Below are 19,697 nucleotides of genomic sequence, written 5' to 3'. Positions count from 1 at the left end.
AGTGCGCTTGAGCCTGTGAGGTGAATCCCGGACAATGCGCGCTCTTTTTTTCCACAGTTGAGCGTGTTGATGTCGACGGACAAGGTTTCTGTCCATGGTGGCTGGGCCAGTCGCTGGGTATTTGTACTGGCGGCGACCGGTGCCGCGGTGGGGTTGGGGAGTATCTGGAAATTCCCCTACATGGTCGGCGTCTATGGTGGCGGTGCCTTTGTCCTGGTGTTTCTGGCCTGTATTGCCTTGATCGGTATTCCAGTGATGCTGGCTGAAACCTTGATCGGCCGCCGCACCCGGCAAAGCCCGGCCAACGCCTTGCGCGATCTGGCGCTGGAAGCCGGGCAGTCGCCGCGCTGGTCCTGGTGGGCATTCGCCGGGATGATCACGGCGTTGCTGATCCTGTCGTTCTACAGCGTGGTGGGTGGCTGGTCGTTCGACTACATCATCAATATGGGCCGGGGCGACTTCCAGGGCGTGACGGCTGATCAGGTCGGCGGTTACTTCAATGGTGTGATCAGCGACCCTTGGCGCCTGGTGCTGTGGCACAGCCTGTTCATGTTGCTGTCGGCGCTGGTGATTGCCCGTGGCGTGGTCGCCGGGCTGGAGAAAAGCCTGCGGATCATGATGCCGCTGCTGTTCCTGCTGCTGGTGATCCTGCTCGGGTACAGCCTGACGACCGGGCACTTCATGCAGGGCCTGCATTTCATGTTCGACTTCGACACCTCGCGTCTGCTGGACGGTTTGTTGCCGGCCATGGGGCACGCCTTCTTCTCGTTGAGTGTCGGTGTTGGTTCGCTGTTGATCTACGGCGCTTACATGCCCAAAGGCGCTTCCATCGGCGGTACCATTGTCGCCGTGGCCTTACTCGACACCTTTGTTTCGCTGCTGGCTGGCCTGGCCCTGTTCCCGATTGTGTTCGCTGCCGGCCTGAACCCCAGCGAAGGGCCGGGCCTGATGTTTGTTGCCTTGCCGTTTGCCTTCGGTAATGTGGCCTTTGGCCAATTGATGGGCGTCGTATTCTTTGTTCTAGTGGCAGTTGCGGCCTGGAGCTCGGCGATTTCCCTGCTTGAGCCCATGGTTGCCTACCTGGTGGAGCGCACCGGTGTGCGGCGTGGCTGGATCACCACCTGGCTGGCCTTCAGTTGCTGGCTGGTCGGGCTGGGGACAGTGTTTTCGTTCAATATCTGGCAGCAGGCACGCTTTTTCGTCAGCGACGGCAGCGGTTTTCAGCTCTACCAATGGGGTGTGAGCGGCGGGCTGGACTTCTTCGGCGTGATCGATTTTTTCACTTCGCGGATCATGTTGCCGCTGGGTGGTTTGTGCTTTGTGATATTCGCGGGTTGGATCATGGGGCGTGAGGCGGTGCGCGATGAACTGGCAATGCGCAGCCCGTTGCTGTTTGCTCTGACTTTCTTCTTGATGCGCTATGTGGCGCCACTCGGCATTCTGGTTGTGTTTGCCGCTCAGCTTTGGAAGTGACACCTAGATGACTACCCATATTCAACGTTCGGCCCTGCTGCCCTATCCGGCCCAGGCGTTGTACGACCTGGTCAACGATGTTGCGCGTTACCCGGAGTTCCTGCCCTGGTGCTCCTCCAGCACTGTGCTCGAGGTCAATGACGAGTTGATGCGTGCCAGCCTGGAAGTAGCCAAGGGCGGCATGAGTCAGAAGTTTGTCACCCGCAATGTGCTGGTGCCCGGGCAATCCATCGAGATGAACCTGGAGGAGGGGCCGTTCAATCAATTGCACGGCCTGTGGATCTTCAAGCCGTTGGGCGAGAAAGCCTGCAAGATCAGCCTCGACCTGTCGTTCGACTACGCCGGACCGCTGGTGCGGGCGACCCTCGGGCCGCTGTTCAATCAGGCGGCCAATACCCTGGTCGATGCTTTCTGCCAGCGGGCAAAACAACTTGCGGGTTGAGGTGGTCTACGCCACAGCCGAGCAGCAATGGTTGCTGGCTGTGGACGTGGCGCCCGGCACGACGCTGCGTGAAGCAGTGCGGTTGTCGGGGATCGCCGAACAAGTGCCGGGTCTGGATACAGCCGCGTGCCCGCTTGGTATTTTCGGCAAGGTCGTCAACGATGCTGCGCAGCAGGTGGTCGCTGAAGGTGACCGCATCGAGTTGTACCGGCCTTTGCTGATCGACCCAAAGGAGGTGCGCAAGCAGCGCGCCGCCAAGGTGGCAAGGGTGTTCAAGAAAGCCAAGCGCTGAATGACAGGCACAAAAAAGCCCGGAATCTCCGGGCTTTTCTTTGCCTGCAGAATGCTTACTGCGGCGAGGTTTCCAGTGGCGCGGGGGTCGGTACCGGGATGGTTTTGATGGTATCGACTTCGCGCTGGATCTTCTCTTCCAGGGAGCCTGGTTTGGCCGGGGTTTCCTTGACCTGCTCAACCGGTTCGGTGGTGGTCTCTGGCTGTGCCGGGCTGACGCTGGTGTCGCCGCTGCCGCCAAGGATTTCCTGATCGCGGCTGACGCCTGGCATGAAGTCGCCGGACAGGCTGACCAACTGATCGTTTTCGTTGAAGTAGATACTCATGCGCTCCTGCTGGCGTTGGCCGCCACCAGGTTGCAAGCTGTACAGGTAATCCCAGCGATTGGTGTGGAAGGTATCCTGGATCAGCGGGTTACCCATGATAAACCGTACTTGCCGACGGGTCATTCCGGGGCGTAATTGGTCTATCATGTCTTGCGTGACGACATTGCCCTGCTGGATGTCGATTTTGTAAACCCCGGGGAACGAGCAACCGGCGAGTGCGAGCAGTCCCACAAAGGTGAGGCTGGTTAGCAAGAGCTTGGTGTTTTGCATCGGTGGGCGACTTCCACTATCTTGGCTGGACAACGTAAACCCCGATCATACCCGTATTCAGAGAAGCTGCGAAGCAGCATCGGCGAGAAAGCTGACCATGGTTGAAAATAGCGAACTGCGCAAAGCCGGTCTCAAGGTGACACTGCCTCGAGTTAAAATTCTACAGATGCTCGACTCTACCGAGCAACGTCACATGAGTGCTGAAGATGTCTACAAGGCGCTGATGGAGGCAGGCGAGGATGTCGGTCTGGCCACGGTCTACCGTGTTCTGACCCAGTTCGAAGCTGCCGGCCTGGTAGTGCGCCACAACTTCGATGGCGGCCACGCCGTGTTCGAGCTGGCCGATGGCGGCCACCACGACCATATGGTCGTCGTGGACTCCGGTGAAGTCATCGAATTCTTCGACAGTGAAATCGAGAAGCGCCAGAAGCAAATCGTGGAAGAGCACGGTTTTGAACTGGTTGACCATAATCTGGTCCTGTACGTGCGCAAGAAAAAGTAAGTAACACTTCTTCTTGCTGCACAGCATCAAAGGCGACCCTGGGGTCGCCTTTGTGCTTTCTGGAGCGGACATCAGGCCTTGCTGGTGACCACCATCTTGCGGGCGTGGGCCAGGGATTCCTTGGTCAGGTCGATACCGCCGAGCATCCGTGCGACTTCTTCAACCCGTTCGCGCTTGCCCAGATTGGCCACGGCGGTATGCGTGGCGTCACTGTTGCGCACCTTGTGGACAAACAGATGATGATGGCCTTGAGCGGCTACCTGGGGCAGGTGAGTCACAGTCAGCACCTGGCCGCGCTCGCCCAGGCGTCGCAGCAATTGACCGACAATCTCTGCCGTCGGGCCACCGATCCCGACATCGACTTCGTCGAAGACCAGGGTCGGAATGCGTGAAGTTTGCGCAGTGATCACCTGGATGGCCAGGCTGATCCGGGACAGTTCACCCCCGGAGGCGACTTTGGCCAAGCCTTTGAGTGGCTGGCCGGGGTTGGCGCTGACCAGCAGTTCCACCTGTTCCAGGCCGTGGGGCGACAGCTCGTCGCTGCCATTGGCGTGCAGCTCGATGCTGAAGCGGCCGCCGGGCATGCCCAGGCGCTGGATTTCCTGCTCGACCGCGCCAGCCAGCTGGCTGGCGGCCTGGCCGCGCAGGGCGCTCAGCTCACCGGCTTTGTCCTGGTAATGACGGGCAAAGGCCGCCAGTTCCTCGCCAAGACGCTCGATGGACTCGTCATTGGCATTCAGGCCTTCGAGTTCTTCCATCAGCCGTTGCTGCAGGCTCGCCAGCTCGGTCGGGTGCACGCGGTGCTTGCGGGCGAGGGTATAGATGCTGTCGAGGCGTTCTTCGAGTTGCTGCAGGCGCGCGGGGTCGGCATCGAAGTGATCCAGGAAGCGGTTCAGCTCGCCGACCGCTTCTTCAACCTGGATCTGTGCGCTGGCGATCATGTTGGCGGCTTCGCCCAGTGCCTTGGGCGCATTCTGCACCGCAGTCAGGCGATTGAGGCTGGCCGTCAGGGCGTTGAGCACGTTGCCCGAGTCGTTTTCGCTGCAGTGGTCGATGACCTGGCGGCAAATACCGAACAGCGCCTCGGCGTTGGTCAGGTTCTTGTGTTCCTGCTCCAGCTGCTCCAGTTCGTTCTCGCCCAGGCCGAGGTTGTCGAGTTCTTCCAGCTGGTAGCTGAGCAATTGATGTTGCGCGCGCTGCTCGTCACCGGAGTTGGACAGGCGCTCCAGCTCCTGGCGGGTCTGGCGCCAGCGCTGGGCGGCCAGTTGTACCTGGCGGGCCAGGTCGGTGGCGCCCGCGTACTCGTCGAGCAGGCGGCGGTGGGTATCGGACTTCAGCAGCGATTGGTGCTCGTGCTGGCTGTGGATATCTATCAGCAGCTCGCCGAGGGCCTTGAGGTCGCCGAGCGGGCAGGGCGTACCGTTGATATAGCCGCGGCTGCGGCCTTCGGCGGTGATCACCCGGCGCAGGATACACGGGCCATCGTTGTCCAGATCGCGCTCAGCCAGCCAGGTGCGGGCCTCGGGGATGTCCGCCAGGTCGAAGGTGGCTAGGATGTCGGCCTTGTCGGCGCCTGGGCGTACCACGCCACTGTCGGCACGATCACCCAGAGTCAGGCCCAGGGCGTCGAGCATGATCGATTTGCCGGCCCCGGTTTCACCGGTGATGACGCTCATCCCGCGGGCGAGTTCGAGGTCCAGGTGTTCGACGATGGCATAGTTGTGTACGGACAGGTGCACCAGCATTGGGGCGGCTCCCAGGCGTTAAGTCTGGTTATTTATACAGTGTTTTCAAATCCGCTGACAATGCCGGTGTTTAGTTCAATTTGGTTATCAGGGCGAGGTTCTGATTGCGATGGGTTATGAGCGAATGTGCGCGCGCTGCTTCACAGCCCTTGAACCTGGGTTTTGCGACCCCATATAGGCGGCAGACGCGCGAGTAATGCTCGCAGACCTTATTCGAGAGGAGAGATTTTATGGCTGACGAACAGCTGGATGAACAGAATCTGAACGCCGAAGCGACTGGCGACCAAGACCTGAGCGCCCGCGTGCAGGTGCTCGAAGAGCAGCTGGCGGCGGCCCAGGATCAATCCCTGCGCACCGCCGCCGACCTGCAGAACGTGCGCCGTCGCGCCGAGCAGGACGTAGAAAAGGCGCACAAGTTCGCCCTGGAAAAATTCGCCGCTGACTTGCTGCCGATCATCGATAGCCTGGAGCGCGGCCTGGAGCTGTCCAGCCCGGACGACGAGAGCATTCGTCCAATGCGCGAAGGCATCGAGCTGACCCTGAAGATGTTCCACGACACCCTCAAGCGCTACAACCTTGAGGCGATCGACCCGCACGGCGAGCCCTTCAACGCCGAGCACCACCAGGCCATGGCCATGCAGGAAAGCGCCGAGGTCGAGCCCAATAGCGTGCTCAAGGTGTTCCAGAAGGGCTATCAGCTCAACGGTCGACTGCTGCGCCCGGCCATGGTCGTGGTCAGCAAGGCTCCAGCAGCGGTTTCGCCGTCGATTGACGAGCAGGCTTGAAATCGTTTCTGGCGCCCCCATCTAGGTGTCAAGCATTCAAGTATTACCGCAGTTAGCCACCACTGCTGCGGCAACCAAATTCAAGTTTCGGGAGAGTTAACATGGGCAAAATCATCGGTATCGACCTGGGGACCACCAACTCCTGCGTCTCCATCCTGGAAAACGGCACCGCCAAGGTCATCGAAAACGCTGAAGGCGCGCGTACCACGCCGTCGATCATCGCTTACGCCAACGATGGCGAGATCCTGGTTGGCCAGTCGGCCAAGCGTCAGGCGGTCACCAACCCGCACAACACCCTGTACGCGGTAAAACGTCTGATCGGCCGTCGCTTCGAAGAAGACGTCGTGCAGAAAGACATCCAGATGGTTCCGTACAAGATTGTCAAAGCGGACAACAGCGACGCCTGGGTTGAAGTCAACGGCCAGAAAATGGCACCGCCACAGATCTCGGCTGAAATCCTGAAAAAGATGAAGAAAACCGCCGAAGACTACCTCGGCGAGCCAGTGACCGAAGCGGTCATCACCGTTCCGGCCTACTTCAACGACAGCCAGCGTCAGGCCACCAAGGATGCCGGTCGCATCGCAGGTCTGGACGTAAAACGTATCATCAACGAACCAACCGCCGCCGCACTGGCTTACGGTATGGACAAGGCCAAAGGCGACCACACCGTGATCGTTTATGACCTCGGTGGTGGTACTTTCGACGTTTCGGTGATCGAAATCGCCGAAGTCGATGGCGAGCACCAGTTCGAAGTACTGGCCACCAACGGTGACACGTTCCTCGGTGGTGAGGACTTCGACATTCGCCTGATCGACTACCTCGTCGACGAGTTCAAGAAAGAAAGCGGCATGAACCTCAAAGGTGACCCGCTGGCCATGCAGCGCCTGAAAGAAGCCGCTGAAAAAGCCAAGATCGAGCTGTCCTCGAGCCAGCAGACCGACGTCAACCTGCCGTACATCACTGCAGATGCCACCGGTCCTAAGCACCTGAACGTGAAGATCTCCCGCGCCAAGCTGGAGTCGCTGGTCGAAGACCTGGTTCAGCGCACCATCGAGCCTTGCCGCATCGCGATGAAAGACGCCGGTATCGACGTCAGCAAGATCGACGACGTGATCCTGGTCGGCGGTCAGACCCGTATGCCGCTGGTACAGAAAGCTGTTACCGATTTCTTCGGTAAAGAAGCACGTAAAGACGTCAACCCTGACGAAGCGGTTGCCATGGGTGCTGCGATCCAGGGTGCGGTACTGGCCGGTGATGTCAAAGACGTACTGCTGCTGGACGTCAGCCCGCTGACCCTGGGTATCGAAACCATGGGCGGTGTGATGACCGCGCTGATCGAGAAGAACACCACTATCCCGACCAAGAAGTCGCAAGTGTTCTCGACTGCCGATGACAACCAGAGCGCCGTGACCATTCACGTGCTGCAGGGTGAGCGTAAGCAGGCTGCACAGAACAAGTCCCTGGGCAAGTTCGACCTGGCCGAGATTCCACCAGCACCACGTGGCGTGCCACAGATCGAAGTAACCTTCGACATCGACGCCAACGGCATTCTGCACGTAGGCGCCAAAGACAAGGCTACTGGCAAGACTCAGTCGATCGTGATCAAGGCCAACTCCGGTCTGTCCGATGAAGAAATTCAGCAGATGATCCGCGACGCTGAAGCGAACTCGGAAGAAGACCGCAAGTTCGAAGAACTGGCCGCTGCCCGCAACCAGGGTGACGCACTGGTTCACTCGACTCGCAAGATGGTCGCTGACGCCGGTGACAAGGTCACTGCTGAAGAGAAGACTGCGATCGAAGCTGCCGTGGTTGCCCTGGAAGCCGCTATCAAAGGCGACGACAAGGCTGCCATCGACGCCAAAGTCGAAGAGCTGTCGAAAGTCTCGGCTCCAGTTGCTCAGAAGATGTACGCCGAGCAGCAGGCCGAACAGCCTCAGGGCGGCGCTCAGCAAGCTGAAGCAGAAGCCAAGCACGACGACGTCGTCGACGCTGAGTTCGAAGAAGTCAAAGACAACAAGTAATTGCTACAGGTTGTCGGCCGGTTGACTGCTTGTTGGTAGTTGGCTGGTAGGATGTCGCCGCGCGGGGGCTTGCTCCCGCGTTGGCGTGTCTGCAATACCCGAATTTTTACAGCATCTGTCAGGCCTCCTGGAGGGGGTTGAGGCAGCTGCTGGCGGCACAGCGCGGAATGCGCAGAGGTTTGCCGAACGTCCTCAAGAGTGCAAAGACTTATGGCAAAGCGTGACTATTACGAAGTTCTGGGAGTTGAGCGCGGCTCCAGTGAAGCGGACCTGAAGAAGGCCTATCGTCGTCTGGCGATGAAGCATCACCCGGACCGTAACCCTGATGACAAAGACTCGGAAGAGAAATTCAAGGAAGCCAACGAGGCTTACGAAGTGCTCTCCGATGCCAGCAAACGCGCCGCCTATGATCAGTACGGTCATGCCGGTGTCGATCCGAGCATGGGTGGCGGCGGTGCCGGCTTTGGTGGCGCGAACTTCTCCGATATTTTCGGTGACGTGTTCAGCGACTTCTTCGGTGGTGGCCGCGGTGGTTCGCGTGGCGGTGCCCAGCGTGGCAGCGACCTGCGTTACACCCTGGAGCTGAACCTGGAAGAAGCGGTGCGTGGCACCACGGTCAATATCCGTGTGCCGACACTGGTCAATTGTGCGCCGTGTGACGGTTCCGGCGCCAAGAAGGGCTCGTCGCCTTCGACTTGCCCGACCTGTGGTGGTATCGGTCAGGTGCGCATGCAGCAGGGCTTCTTCTCGGTCCAGCAGACCTGCCCGCGTTGCCATGGCCAGGGCAAGATCATCACTGATCCGTGCGGTTCCTGCCACGGCGAAGGTCGTGTCGAAGAGTACAAAACCCTTTCGGTCAAGGTGCCGGCCGGTGTCGATACAGGCGATCGCATTCGTCTGTCCGGTGAAGGTGAAGCCGGTTCTCATGGTGGTCCGACCGGTGACCTGTACGTTGTGATCAACGTGCGTGAACACCCGATCTTCCAGCGTGACGGCAAGCACCTGTACTGCGAAGTGCCGATCAGCTACACCGATGCTGCGTTGGGTGGCGAGCTGGAAGTGCCGACCCTCGATGGTCGGGTCAAGCTGAAGATTCCGGAAGGTACCCAGACCGGCAAGCAGTTCCGTCTGCGTGGTAAGGGTGTGGCGCCGGTTCGTGGCGGTGGCGCTGGCGACCTGATGTGCCGCGTCGCCGTCGAAACACCGGTCAATCTCAGCCGTCGCCAGCGTGAGCTGCTCGAAGAGCTGCGCGATTCGCTGGAAGGCGACAGTTCCCACTCGCCGAAAGCCAATGGCTGGTTCGAAGGCGTTAAGCGCTTCTTCGGCGACTTGTAAGAAGGAATAGGGCATGCGACGTATAGCGGTAATGGGTGCGGCAGGGCGCATGGGTAAAACCCTGATCGAAGCGGTGCAGCAGGCGCCGGGTGCCGGCCTGACGGCGGCGATTGATCGTCCGGACAGTTCACTGGTCGGGGCTGATGCCGGTGAGTTGGCGGCGCTGGGTCGAATCGGCGTACCGCTGTCTGACGATCTGGCCAAGGTTGCCGATGAGTTCGACGTGCTGATCGATTTCACTCATCCGTCGGTAACCCTGAAGAACCTGGAGTTCTGCCGTAAAGCAGGCAAGGCCATGATCATCGGCACTACCGGTTTCAGCGTCGAAGAGAAGCAGCTGCTGGCCGAAGCGGGTAAAGACATTCCGATCGTCTTTGCCGCCAACTTCAGTGTTGGCGTCAACCTCAGCCTGAAGCTGCTGGACATGGCTGCGCGGGTGCTCGGTGATGATGTCGATATCGAAATCATCGAGGCTCACCACCGGCACAAGGTCGATGCCCCGTCGGGTACCGCGCTGCGCATGGGTGAGGTCGTTGCCAATGCGCTGGGGCGCGATCTGCAGGAAGTGGCGGTGTATGGTCGTGAAGGTCAGACCGGTGCGCGTGATCGCCAGACCATCGGCTTCGCCACTGTGCGTGCCGGTGATGTGGTCGGTGATCACACCGTGCTGTTCGCTGCTGATGGTGAGCGCCTGGAGATCACCCACAAGGCCTCCAGCCGCATGACCTTTGCCAAGGGTGCGGTGCGTGCCGCGCTGTGGCTGGACGGGCGCGCGCCTGGCTTGTACGACATGCAGGACGTGCTCGACCTGCGTTGATCCGCCCTGTCAAGCGGGGGCAATTGCCTGTGGGAGCGGGCTTGCCCCGCGATTGCTTTTTGAGGCTTACACCGCATCGCGGGGCAAGCCCGCTCCCACTGTCGCATTCCTGCGTCTTTCAGGCACATCAGTGGTAGACCAAAAAAGCGTTTTTCTGTAAGCTACAGCTTTAGTGTGTCCACTAAAAGCGCGCAGATAATTCGATTAAGAAAGCGGGGTGACGTGTCTATACGTCATTCCGCTTTTTTGCAACCTGCGATCGCCCCTTCAGGCTAGATTTACGGGAGGTCTTCTTGACTAAGCCAGCCATACTCGCCCTTGCCGATGGCAGCATTTTTCGCGGTGAAGCCATTGGAGCCGACGGACAAACCGTTGGTGAGGTGGTGTTTAACACCGCAATGACCGGCTATCAGGAAATCCTGACTGACCCTTCCTATGCGCAGCAAATCGTTACCCTGACTTACCCGCACATCGGCAACACCGGCACCACGCCGGAAGACGCCGAGTCCGACCGTGTCTGGTCGGCCGGTCTGGTGATTCGCGACCTGCCACTGATTGCGAGCAACTGGCGCAACAAGCAGTCGCTGCCTGACTACCTCAAAGCCAACAACGTGGTTGCGATCGCCGGTATCGACACGCGTCGTCTGACGCGCATCCTGCGTGAGAAGGGCGCGCAGAACGGTTGCATCCTGGCCGGCGACAACATCAGCGAAGAGGCTGCAATCGCCGCCGCTCGCGGTTTCCCTGGCCTCAAGGGCATGGACCTGGCGAAAGTCGTCAGCACCAAGTCCAGCTATGAATGGCGCTCCAGCGTCTGGGAATTGAAAACCGACAGCCACGCGACCATCGACGCCGCCGAGCTGCCGTACCACGTGGTTGCCTACGACTTCGGCGTCAAGCTGAACATCCTGCGCATGCTGGTTGCCCGCGGCTGCCGCCTGACCGTAGTGCCGGCGCAAACCCCGGCCAGCGAAGTCCTGGCGCTCAACCCCGATGGCGTGTTCCTGTCCAACGGCCCTGGTGATCCGGAGCCATGCGACTACGCGATCCAGGCGATCAAGGACATCCTCGAAACCGAGATTCCGGTATTTGGTATCTGCCTGGGTCACCAACTGCTGGCCCTGGCCTCCGGTGCCAAGACCGTCAAGATGGGTCATGGTCACCACGGTGCCAACCACCCGGTCCAGGACCTGGATACCGGCGTGGTGATGATCACCAGCCAGAACCACGGTTTCGCAGTTGATGAGGCAACCCTGCCAGGCAACGTCCGCGCCATCCACAAGTCGCTGTTCGACGGTACCCTGCAAGGGATCGAGCGCACCGACAAGAGCGCGTTCAGCTTCCAGGGTCACCCTGAAGCCAGCCCGGGTCCGACTGACGTCGCGCCTCTGTTTGACCGTTTCATCGATGCCATGGCCAAGCGCCGCTGAGCACCTGCGAGGAGGCCCTGAACCGGTGCAAGCCGCGTTCAGGTGCTGCCCCAAGAATGTTCAAAGCGGCTTGCCGACTGACCTGCGGAATTGAGTGATACCCATGCCAAAACGTACAGACATTAAAAGCATCCTGATTCTTGGCGCTGGCCCGATCGTGATCGGCCAGGCCTGCGAATTCGACTACTCCGGCGCCCAGGCCTGTAAAGCCCTGCGCGAAGAGGGCTATCGCGTCATCCTGGTGAACTCCAACCCGGCCACCATCATGACCGACCCGGCCATGGCCGACGCCACCTACATCGAACCGATCAAGTGGCAGACCGTTGCCAAGATCATCGAAAAAGAGCGCCCGGACGCACTGCTACCGACCATGGGTGGCCAGACTGCCCTGAACTGCGCCCTGGACCTGGAGCGCGAAGGCGTTCTGGAAAAGTTCGGCGTGGAAATGATCGGTGCCAACGCCGACACCATCGACAAAGCCGAAGACCGTTCGCGCTTTGATACCGCGATGAAGGCCATCGGCCTGGAATGCCCGCGCTCCGGCATTGCCCACAGCATGGAAGAAGCCAACGCAGTGCTCGAGAAGCTCGGCTTCCCGTGCATCATCCGTCCGTCTTTCACCATGGGCGGCACCGGTGGCGGCATTGCTTACAACCGTGAAGAATTCGAAGAAATCTGCGCCCGTGGTCTGGACCTGTCGCCGACCAAAGAGCTGCTGATCGACGAATCGCTGATCGGCTGGAAAGAGTACGAGATGGAAGTGGTCCGCGACAAAAAGGACAACTGCATCATCGTCTGCTCGATCGAGAACTTTGACCCGATGGGCGTGCACACCGGTGACTCGATCACCGTGGCGCCGGCACAGACCCTGACCGACAAGGAATACCAGATCATGCGCAACGCCTCGCTGGCGGTGCTGCGTGAAATCGGTGTGGAAACCGGCGGTTCCAACGTGCAGTTCGGTATCTGCCCGGACACCGGCCGTATGGTCGTGATCGAGATGAACCCGCGGGTGTCGCGCTCCTCGGCCCTGGCATCGAAAGCTACCGGCTTCCCGATCGCCAAGATCGCCGCCAAGTTGGCCGTCGGTTACACCCTCGACGAGCTGCAGAACGACATCACTGGCGGCCGTACCCCGGCTTCCTTCGAGCCGTCGATCGACTACGTCGTTACCAAGCTGCCACGTTTCGCCTTCGAAAAATTCCCGAAAGCCGACGCCCGCCTGACCACCCAGATGAAGTCCGTGGGTGAAGTCATGGCCATCGGCCGGACCTTCCAGGAATCCCTGCAGAAAGCCCTGCGCGGTCTGGAAGTCGGTGTTTGCGGCCTCGACCCGAAAGTCGACCTGGCCAGCCCTGACGCTGCCAGCATCCTCAAGCGCGAGCTGACCGTGCCGGGCGCCGAGCGCATCTGGTACGTGGCCGACGCCATGCGTTCGGGCATGACCTGTGATGAAATCTTCGCCCTGACCGGTATCGACCACTGGTTCCTGGTGCAGATGGAAGACCTGATCAAAGAAGAAGAGAAGGTCAAGACCCTGGCCCTGTCGGCCATCGACAAGGACCTGATGCTGCGTCTGAAGCGCAAGGGCTTCTCCGACCAGCGTCTGGCCAAGCTGCTGGGTATCACCGACAAGAATCTGCGTCGTCACCGTCACAAGCTGGAAGTGTTCCCGGTCTACAAGCGCGTTGACACCTGCGCGGCCGAGTTCGCCACCGACACCGCCTACCTTTACTCGACCTACGAGGAAGAGTGCGAGGCCAACCCGTCGACCCGCGACAAGATCATGATCCTCGGTGGCGGTCCTAACCGTATCGGTCAGGGTATCGAGTTCGACTACTGCTGCGTACACGCGGCACTGGCCCTGCGTGAAGACGGTTACGAGACCATCATGGTCAACTGCAACCCGGAAACCGTCTCCACCGACTACGACACTTCCGACCGCCTGTACTTCGAGCCGCTGACCCTGGAAGACGTGCTGGAAGTGGTTCGCGTCGAGAAGCCAAAAGGCGTGATCGTCCACTACGGCGGCCAGACTCCGCTGAAACTGGCGCGTGCCCTGGAAGAAGCCGGCGTACCGATCATCGGTACCAGCCCTGACGCCATCGACCGTGCTGAAGACCGTGAGCGCTTCCAGCACATGGTTCAGCGTCTGAACCTGCTGCAGCCGCCAAACGCTACCGTACGCAGCGAAGACGAAGCGATTCGTGCTGCCGGTGTCATCGGTTACCCGCTGGTGGTGCGCCCGTCCTACGTACTGGGCGGCCGTGCGATGGAGATCGTCTACGAGCTGGACGAGCTCAAGCGCTACCTGCGTGAAGCGGTGCAAGTGTCCAACGACAGCCCGGTACTGCTCGACCACTTCCTCAACTGCGCCATCGAGATGGACGTGGATGCGGTCTGCGACGGCAAGGACGTGGTGATCGGTGCGATCATGCAGCACATCGAACAGGCGGGTGTTCACTCCGGTGACTCGGCTTGCTCGTTGCCACCGTACTCGCTGCCAGCCCATGTTCAGGACGAAGTCCGCGAGCAGGTCAAGAAAATGGCCCTGGAGCTGGGTGTTGTCGGCCTGATGAACGTCCAGCTGGCGCTGCAGGGCGACAAGATCTACGTGATCGAAGTCAACCCGCGCGCTTCGCGTACCGTGCCTTTCGTTTCCAAGTGCATCGGCACTTCGCTGGCGATGATTGCCGCGCGCGTCATGGCTGGTAAATCGCTGAAGGAAATCGGTTTCACCAAGGAAATCATTCCTAACTTCTACAGCGTCAAGGAAGCGGTGTTCCCGTTTGCCAAGTTCCCGGGTGTTGACCCGATCCTCGGCCCTGAGATGAAATCCACCGGTGAAGTCATGGGTGTCGGCGACAGCTTCGGTGAAGCGTTTGCCAAGGCCCAGATGGGTGCCAGCGAAGTGCTGCCGACCGGTGGTACTGCGTTCATCAGCGTGCGTGACGACGACAAGCCACAAGTGGCCGGTGTTGCTCGCGACCTGATCGCCCTGGGCTTCGAAGTGGTTGCCACCGTCGGTACCGCCAAGGTTATCGAAGCGGCTGGCCTGAAAGTGCGTCGCGTGAACAAGGTGACCGAAGGTCGTCCGCACGTGGTCGACATGATCAAGAACGACGAAGTGTCGTTGATCATCAACACCACCGAAGGCCGTCAGTCGATTGCCGATTCCTACTCGATTCGTCGCAATGCGTTGCAGCACAAGATCTACTGCACCACCACCATTGCGGCCGGTGAAGCCATCTGCGAAGCGCTGAAATTTGGTCCTGAAAAGACCGTTCGCCGCTTGCAGGATCTGCATGCAGGACTCGAAGCATGAGCATTACCAAGTACCCGATGACCGTTCAGGGCGCTCGCGCCCTGGAGGAAGAGCACCTGTTCCTGAGCAAGACCGAGCGTCCGCGCCTGAGCCAGGCTATTGGTGAGGCCCGCGAGCTGGGCGATCTCAAGGAAAACGCCGAGTACCACGCTGCCCGTGAAGAGCAGGGTATGGTCGAGGCGCGTATTCGTGATATCGAAGGCCGTCTGCAGAACTCGGTGGTGATCGACGTCACCACCATCGCCCACACCGGCAAGGTGATTTTCGGTACCACCGTGGACCTGGAAAACACCGAGACCGGCGAGCAGGTGACTTACCAGATCGTTGGTGAGGACGAAGCGGACGTCAAGCAGGGCAAGCTCTCGGTTGGTGCTCCGATCGCCCGTGCCATCATTGGCAAGGAAGAGGGTGATACCGTGGTGATCAAGACGCCAAGCGGTACGGTCGAGTACGAGATTGTCGAAGTCAAGCACATCTGAACGTCGCCGGGGCTTTGCTGCTGCCCCGGCAATCTGGCAACTGACCCAGGTGTTCTGGGTGGGTAGCCTGTGGATGCTGCATTTCGGTCTGCTGCCGGCGTTGGGCCAGATTGGCCTGGCGCCGTTGTTGATCGAGGATATCGGTAGCCTGATGGCATCGTTGCTGGTGGCGTTTGCGGCGTTTTGCGCAGGCGTGCAGGCACTGGTGCTGATTCAGGCGCAGGGCCTGGCCAGTCTGTGGCGGGACATGCGTGGGCAGTTGCTGTTGATGGCGATGCTGGCGTGCGTGGCGTATTTCGCCTTGCGCGTGGGATTGCCCCAGGAACTGCGCTGGCAGTTGTTCTGTTACCTGGTGCTGGGTCTAACCGGATTGTTGCTGGTCATGCAGCCGGTGCCGGGCAGGGCGCGCAGGGCGCGCCACTGACCGCGGCGAACATCACTTGTAGCGATGGATGTTCGACAACTGCTTGTTCGGCTGTGGGTTGCGGCGGTAGATCAGCGCCTTTTTGCCGATGGTCTGCACCAGTTCGGCGCGACCGGCTTTGCACAGTGCGGCGATTGCGGCGGCACGTTCTTCCCGATCTTCCGAGCGAATCTCGACCTTGATCAGTTCGTGATCGGCCAGAGCGCGTTCGAGTTCGGCGATAACGCCCTCAGTCAGCCCGTTGCCTGCCACAATCAGAACTGGTTTCAGATCGTGGCCAATGGATTTGTACTGTTTCTTCTGCTCGTTATTGAGCGGCATAATCTGACCCTTGTGTCTGATTCTGTAAAAATGGCGGCCATTTTACCCGAGGGCCCGTGGATCCGCCCAGTTAATCACGACCCTAATCATCGAGGTGCCCAGTGGCGCGTTCCAAGACAAGCCTTGGCTGGCTGAAAGAACACTTCAACGATCCTTACGTCAAAAAGGCGCAAAAGGATGGTTATCGCTCGCGAGCGAGCTACAAATTGCTGGAAATCCAGGAAAAGTACCGGATTATCCGCCCAGGTATGAGCGTAGTCGACCTCGGTGCTGCCCCGGGTGGCTGGTCGCAGGTGACCAGTCGTCTGATTGGCGGTCAGGGTCGTCTGATTGCCTCGGACATCCTCGAAATGGACAGTATTCCGGACGTTACCTTCGTTCAGGGCGACTTCACCCAGGACGAAGTGCTGGAGCAGATCCTTGCGGCGGTCGGTAATTCACACGTAGACCTTGTGATTTCCGATATGGCCCCCAATATGAGTGGTACGCCTGCTGTGGATATCCCCAAGTCCATGTTCCTCTGTGAACTGGCCCTTGATCTGGCGAGCCGGGTGCTCAAACCGGGTGGAGATTTCCTCATCAAGATTTTCCAGGGCGAAGGCTTTGACGTATATCTGAAGGACGCTCGTCAGAAATTCGACAAGGTTCAGATGATCAAGCCGGATTCTTCGCGGGACCGCTCCCGCGAGCAGTACTTGCTGGCGAGGGGTTATCGCGGCGAGTAAGGCTTCAGGCCGGAGGCTTTCAGGGTGCCCGATAGTTTTTTCCAATCGGCTGTCCTGCCTGACCTGGATGAACATCGTGTAGTCTAGGTTTCACAAAGGGTTACAGACGGCGCCTGCAGATGTGTAGGTTATGTAGTAAGTTAGGCCGGTGAATATCATGCGAGGCACGGCTGCGCCGTCAGCCGGCTTCAGAGGGTAGCTAATTGAACGATATGGCAAAGAACTTGATCCTGTGGTTGATCATCGCAGCTGTCCTGGTGACAGTGATGAACAACTTCTCCAGCCCGAATGAGCCACAGACCCTCAACTATTCCGACTTCATTCAGCAGGTCAAGGATGGCAAGGTCGAGCGCGTAGCGGTCGATGGCTATGTCATCACCGGCAAGCGTACCGATGGCGACAGCTTCAAGACCATCCGTCCGGCCATTCAGGACAACGGCCTGATCGGCGATCTGGTCGACAACCACGTCGTGGTCGAAGGCAAGCAGCCTGAACAGCAGTCCATCTGGACCCAGCTGCTGGTCGCCAGCTTCCCGATCCTGGTCATCATTGCCGTATTCATGTTCTTCATGCGCCAGATGCAAGGTGGTGCAGGTGGCAAGGGCGGGCCGATGAGCTTCGGCAAGAGCAAGGCGCGCCTCCTGTCCGAAGACCAGGTCAAGACCACCCTCGCCGATGTCGCAGGTTGCGACGAAGCCAAGGAAGAGGTTGGCGAGCTGGTAGAGTTCCTGCGCGATCCAGGCAAGTTCCAGCGTCTGGGTGGCCGCATCCCGCGTGGCGTGTTGATGGTCGGCCCACCGGGTACCGGTAAAACCCTGCTGGCCAAGGCCATTGCCGGTGAAGCCAAGGTTCCGTTCTTCACCATCTCCGGTTCCGACTTCGTCGAAATGTTCGTCGGTGTCGGCGCCAGCCGTGTTCGCGACATGTTCGAACAGGCGAAGAAACACGCCCCGTGCATCATCTTCATCGACGAAATCGACGCCGTTGGTCGCCATCGTGGCGCCGGCATGGGTGGCGGTCACGACGAGCGCGAGCAGACCCTCAACCAGTTGCTGGTGGAGATGGATGGCTTCGAGATGAATGACGGCATCATCGTCATTGCCGCCACCAACCGTCCTGATGTGCTCGACCCTGCGCTGCTGCGTCCTGGTCGTTTCGACCGTCAGGTCGTGGTCGGCTTGCCGGATATTCGCGGTCGTGAGCAGATCCTCAAGGTGCACATGCGCAAAGTGCCGGTCGGCGACAACGTCAACCCGGCAGTCATCGCCCGTGGTACGCCTGGCTTCTCCGGTGCCGACCTTGCCAACCTGGTCAACGAAGCCTCGCTGTTCGCTGCCCGTGGCGGTAAGCGCGTGGTCGAAATGAAAGAATTCGAACTGGCCAAAGACAAGATCATGATGGGCGCTGAGCGCAAAACCATGGTCATGTCCGAGAAAGAGAAGCGCAATACCGCTTATCACGAAGCCGGTCATGCCATCGTTGGTCGCGTCGTGCCTGAGCATGATCCGGTCTACAAAGTGTCGATCATTCCGCGTGGTCGCGCCTTGGGTGTCACCATGTTCCTTCCTGAGGAAGATCGTTACAGCCTGTCCAAGCGTGCGCTGATCAGTCAGATCTGCTCGCTGTACGGCGGCCGTATCGCCGAGGAAATGACCCTGGGCTTCGACGGCGTGACCACCGGTGCTTCCAACGACATCATGCGGGCCAGCCAGATTGCCCGGAACATGGTCACCAAATGGGGTCTGTCGGAAAAACTTGGGCCGCTGATGTATGCCGAGGAAGAAGGTGAAGTGTTCCTGGGTCGCAGCGCCGGTTCCCAGCATGCCAGCGTTTCGGGCGAAACGGCCAAGCTGATCGACTCCGAGGTGCGCAGCATCATCGATCAGTGCTATGCCACCGCCAAGCAGATCCTTACGGATAACCGCGACAAGCTCGACGCCATGGCCGATGCGTTGATGAAGTACGAGACCATTGATGCCGAGCAGATCGACGACATCATGTCCGGCCGTACTCCGCGCGAGCCACGTGACTGGGAAGATGGCTCGGGTACGCCTGCACCGCAGAGTGATCGCCCGGAATCGCCGATTGGCGGCCCGGCGGCGCAAATCTAAGGGCTCTTATGACGTCACAGCAGTACCCAACCCGGTTGCCTTGCGGCAACCGGGTTCTTGATTTGTCCCGTACCCATGTCATGGGTATCCTCAATATCACCCCCGATTCCTTCTCCGATGGCGGTCGTTTCACCCAGCGTGATGCGGCATTGCGTCATGCCGAGGCGATGGTGGCTGCCGGTGCGACCCTGGTCGATGTCGGTGGCGAGTCCACTCGCCCTGGTGCTCGAGCGGTGTCTGCGCTTGAAGAGCTTGAGCGCGTTGCCCCGATCGTCGAAGCCATCAATCGTGAACTCGATGTGATCATCTCGGTCGATACCTCGACCCCAGCGGTGATCCGTGAGTCGGCCAGGCTTGGCGCCGGGTTGATCAACGATGTGCGCTCGCTCAGTCGTGATGGCGCTCTGGACGCTGCTGCAGCAACCGGCTTGCCCGTGTGCCTGATGCATATGCGCGGCGAACCGGGCGACATGCAGGACGATCCGCATTACCAGGATGTCACCGCCGAGGTGGCGAGCTATCTTGAAGAGCGAATGGCGGCGTGTGCGGCAGTCGGTATCGAGGCTGAACGGATCATCCTCGATCCGGGTTTCGGCTTTGCCAAGACGCTGGAACACAACCTTAGCCTGTTCAAGCACATGGAAGCGCTTTATCAGCTGGGGCGTCCATTACTGGTGGGCGTTTCACGCAAGAGCATGATCGGTCTGGCCCTGGGCCGTCCGGTCGGAGAACGGCTCTATGGCAGCCTTGCCCTGGCTGCGCTGGCGATGACCAAGGGTGCGAGCATCCTGCGTGTTCACGATGTCGCCGAAACCGCCGATGTAGTGCGGATGATTGCAGCGGTTCAAACCGCCGAATAAGCGTGATGGAGCATC

The 19,697-nt window shown here is 59.8% G+C and carries 18 protein-coding genes; 15 read left to right on the top strand and 3 right to left on the bottom strand.

What is annotated here, in order from left to right:
* Positions 1–69: 69 nt before the first annotated feature.
* Genes NPS47_RS04935 through NPS47_RS04925 form a run of 3 tightly spaced genes read left to right on the top strand, consistent with a single transcriptional unit; the run spans position 70 to position 2,207 of the window.
* Positions 70–1,473, top strand: coding sequence for a sodium-dependent transporter (locus NPS47_RS04935; protein WP_274293972.1), 1,404 nt, complete (start codon positions 70–72; stop codon positions 1,471–1,473).
* Between the two features lie 7 nt (positions 1,474–1,480).
* A complete protein-coding gene (locus tag NPS47_RS04930) occupies positions 1,481–1,915 on the top strand; it encodes a type II toxin-antitoxin system RatA family toxin (protein WP_038606715.1) in 435 nt (144 codons plus the stop codon).
* Positions 1,878–2,207 carry an RnfH family protein gene (locus tag NPS47_RS04925; RefSeq protein ID WP_274293971.1) on the top strand — a complete coding sequence of 110 codons (330 nt, stop codon included), beginning with the start codon at positions 1,878–1,880 and terminating at the stop codon, positions 2,205–2,207. Before NPS47_RS04930 ends, NPS47_RS04925 begins: the two co-directional genes overlap by 38 nt.
* Before the next feature lie 55 nt (positions 2,208–2,262).
* Here the strand turns inward: NPS47_RS04925 and NPS47_RS04920 are convergent, their stop codons facing one another.
* A complete protein-coding gene (locus NPS47_RS04920) occupies positions 2,263–2,802 on the bottom strand; it encodes an outer membrane protein assembly factor BamE (protein ID WP_274293970.1) in 540 nt (179 codons plus the stop codon).
* Between the two features lie 97 nt (positions 2,803–2,899).
* Between NPS47_RS04920 and fur the strand changes: the two genes are divergently transcribed.
* Positions 2,900–3,304 carry a ferric iron uptake transcriptional regulator gene (fur, locus tag NPS47_RS04915; RefSeq protein ID WP_107026445.1) on the top strand — a complete coding sequence of 135 codons (405 nt, stop codon included), beginning with the start codon at positions 2,900–2,902 and terminating at the stop codon, positions 3,302–3,304.
* Positions 3,305–3,375: 71 nt separating this feature from the next.
* On the opposite strand, the gene recN is transcribed toward fur, so the two are convergent.
* Positions 3,376–5,049, bottom strand: a complete 1,674-nt coding sequence (recN, locus tag NPS47_RS04910; RefSeq protein WP_274293969.1) for a DNA repair protein RecN — start codon at positions 5,047–5,049, stop codon at positions 3,376–3,378.
* 230 nt (positions 5,050–5,279) lie between these two features.
* Here recN and grpE point away from each other — a divergent pair, with 230 nt between their 5' ends.
* The 8 genes from grpE to NPS47_RS04870 all read left to right on the top strand — a co-directional run bounded on the left by grpE (position 5,280) and on the right by NPS47_RS04870 (position 15,665).
* Positions 5,280–5,834 carry a nucleotide exchange factor GrpE gene (gene grpE / locus NPS47_RS04905; RefSeq protein WP_274293968.1) on the top strand — a complete coding sequence of 185 codons (555 nt, stop codon included), beginning with the start codon at positions 5,280–5,282 and terminating at the stop codon, positions 5,832–5,834.
* 101 nt (positions 5,835–5,935) lie between these two features.
* On the top strand, positions 5,936–7,855 hold the full coding sequence (gene dnaK / locus NPS47_RS04900; protein ID WP_274293967.1) for a molecular chaperone DnaK: 1,920 nt from the start codon (positions 5,936–5,938) through the stop codon (positions 7,853–7,855).
* Positions 7,856–8,065: 210 nt separating this feature from the next.
* A complete protein-coding gene (dnaJ, locus tag NPS47_RS04895; protein ID WP_274293966.1) occupies positions 8,066–9,190 on the top strand; it encodes a molecular chaperone DnaJ in 1,125 nt (374 codons plus the stop codon).
* A gap of 13 nt (positions 9,191–9,203) precedes the next feature.
* Positions 9,204–10,007, top strand: coding sequence for a 4-hydroxy-tetrahydrodipicolinate reductase (gene dapB, locus NPS47_RS04890; protein ID WP_274293965.1), 804 nt, complete (start codon positions 9,204–9,206; stop codon positions 10,005–10,007).
* Positions 10,008–10,300: 293 nt separating this feature from the next.
* Positions 10,301–11,437, top strand: a complete 1,137-nt coding sequence (gene carA / locus NPS47_RS04885; RefSeq protein WP_274114777.1) for a glutamine-hydrolyzing carbamoyl-phosphate synthase small subunit — start codon at positions 10,301–10,303, stop codon at positions 11,435–11,437.
* A 103-nt stretch (positions 11,438–11,540) separates the two neighbouring features.
* A complete protein-coding gene (gene carB / locus NPS47_RS04880; RefSeq protein ID WP_274293964.1) occupies positions 11,541–14,762 on the top strand; it encodes a carbamoyl-phosphate synthase large subunit in 3,222 nt (1,073 codons plus the stop codon).
* On the top strand, positions 14,759–15,241 hold the full coding sequence (gene greA, locus NPS47_RS04875) for a transcription elongation factor GreA (protein WP_191831486.1): 483 nt from the start codon (positions 14,759–14,761) through the stop codon (positions 15,239–15,241). Before carB ends, greA begins: the two co-directional genes overlap by 4 nt.
* On the top strand, positions 15,219–15,665 hold the full coding sequence (locus tag NPS47_RS04870; RefSeq protein ID WP_274293963.1) for an MFS transporter: 447 nt from the start codon (positions 15,219–15,221) through the stop codon (positions 15,663–15,665). Before greA ends, NPS47_RS04870 begins: the two co-directional genes overlap by 23 nt.
* Before the next feature lie 12 nt (positions 15,666–15,677).
* Here NPS47_RS04870 and yhbY read toward each other — a convergent pair whose 3' ends face one another.
* Positions 15,678–15,986 (bottom strand): ribosome assembly RNA-binding protein YhbY, encoded by a 309-nt coding sequence (gene yhbY, locus NPS47_RS04865; protein ID WP_038606752.1) that lies wholly within the window; start codon positions 15,984–15,986, stop codon positions 15,678–15,680.
* A gap of 101 nt (positions 15,987–16,087) precedes the next feature.
* Here yhbY and rlmE point away from each other — a divergent pair, with 101 nt between their 5' ends.
* The 3 genes from rlmE (at position 16,088) to folP (ending at position 19,682) form a co-directional block, all read left to right on the top strand.
* On the top strand, positions 16,088–16,711 hold the full coding sequence (gene rlmE, locus NPS47_RS04860) for a 23S rRNA (uridine(2552)-2'-O)-methyltransferase RlmE (RefSeq protein WP_107026437.1): 624 nt from the start codon (positions 16,088–16,090) through the stop codon (positions 16,709–16,711).
* Between the two features lie 212 nt (positions 16,712–16,923).
* On the top strand, positions 16,924–18,822 hold the full coding sequence (ftsH, locus tag NPS47_RS04855; RefSeq protein WP_274293962.1) for an ATP-dependent zinc metalloprotease FtsH: 1,899 nt from the start codon (positions 16,924–16,926) through the stop codon (positions 18,820–18,822).
* Positions 18,823–18,830: 8 nt separating this feature from the next.
* The gene (folP, locus tag NPS47_RS04850; protein WP_274293961.1) at positions 18,831–19,682 is read left to right on the top strand and encodes a dihydropteroate synthase; all 852 of its coding nucleotides are present in this window, start codon (positions 18,831–18,833) and stop codon (positions 19,680–19,682) included.
* Positions 19,683–19,697: the final 15 nt, after the last annotated feature.

The sequence above is a fragment of the Pseudomonas putida genome (genome assembly GCF_028682475.1).
GTDB lineage: Bacteria > Pseudomonadota > Gammaproteobacteria > Pseudomonadales > Pseudomonadaceae > Aquipseudomonas > Aquipseudomonas putida_AG.
This window is presented reverse-complemented; position numbering and strand designations above follow the sequence as displayed.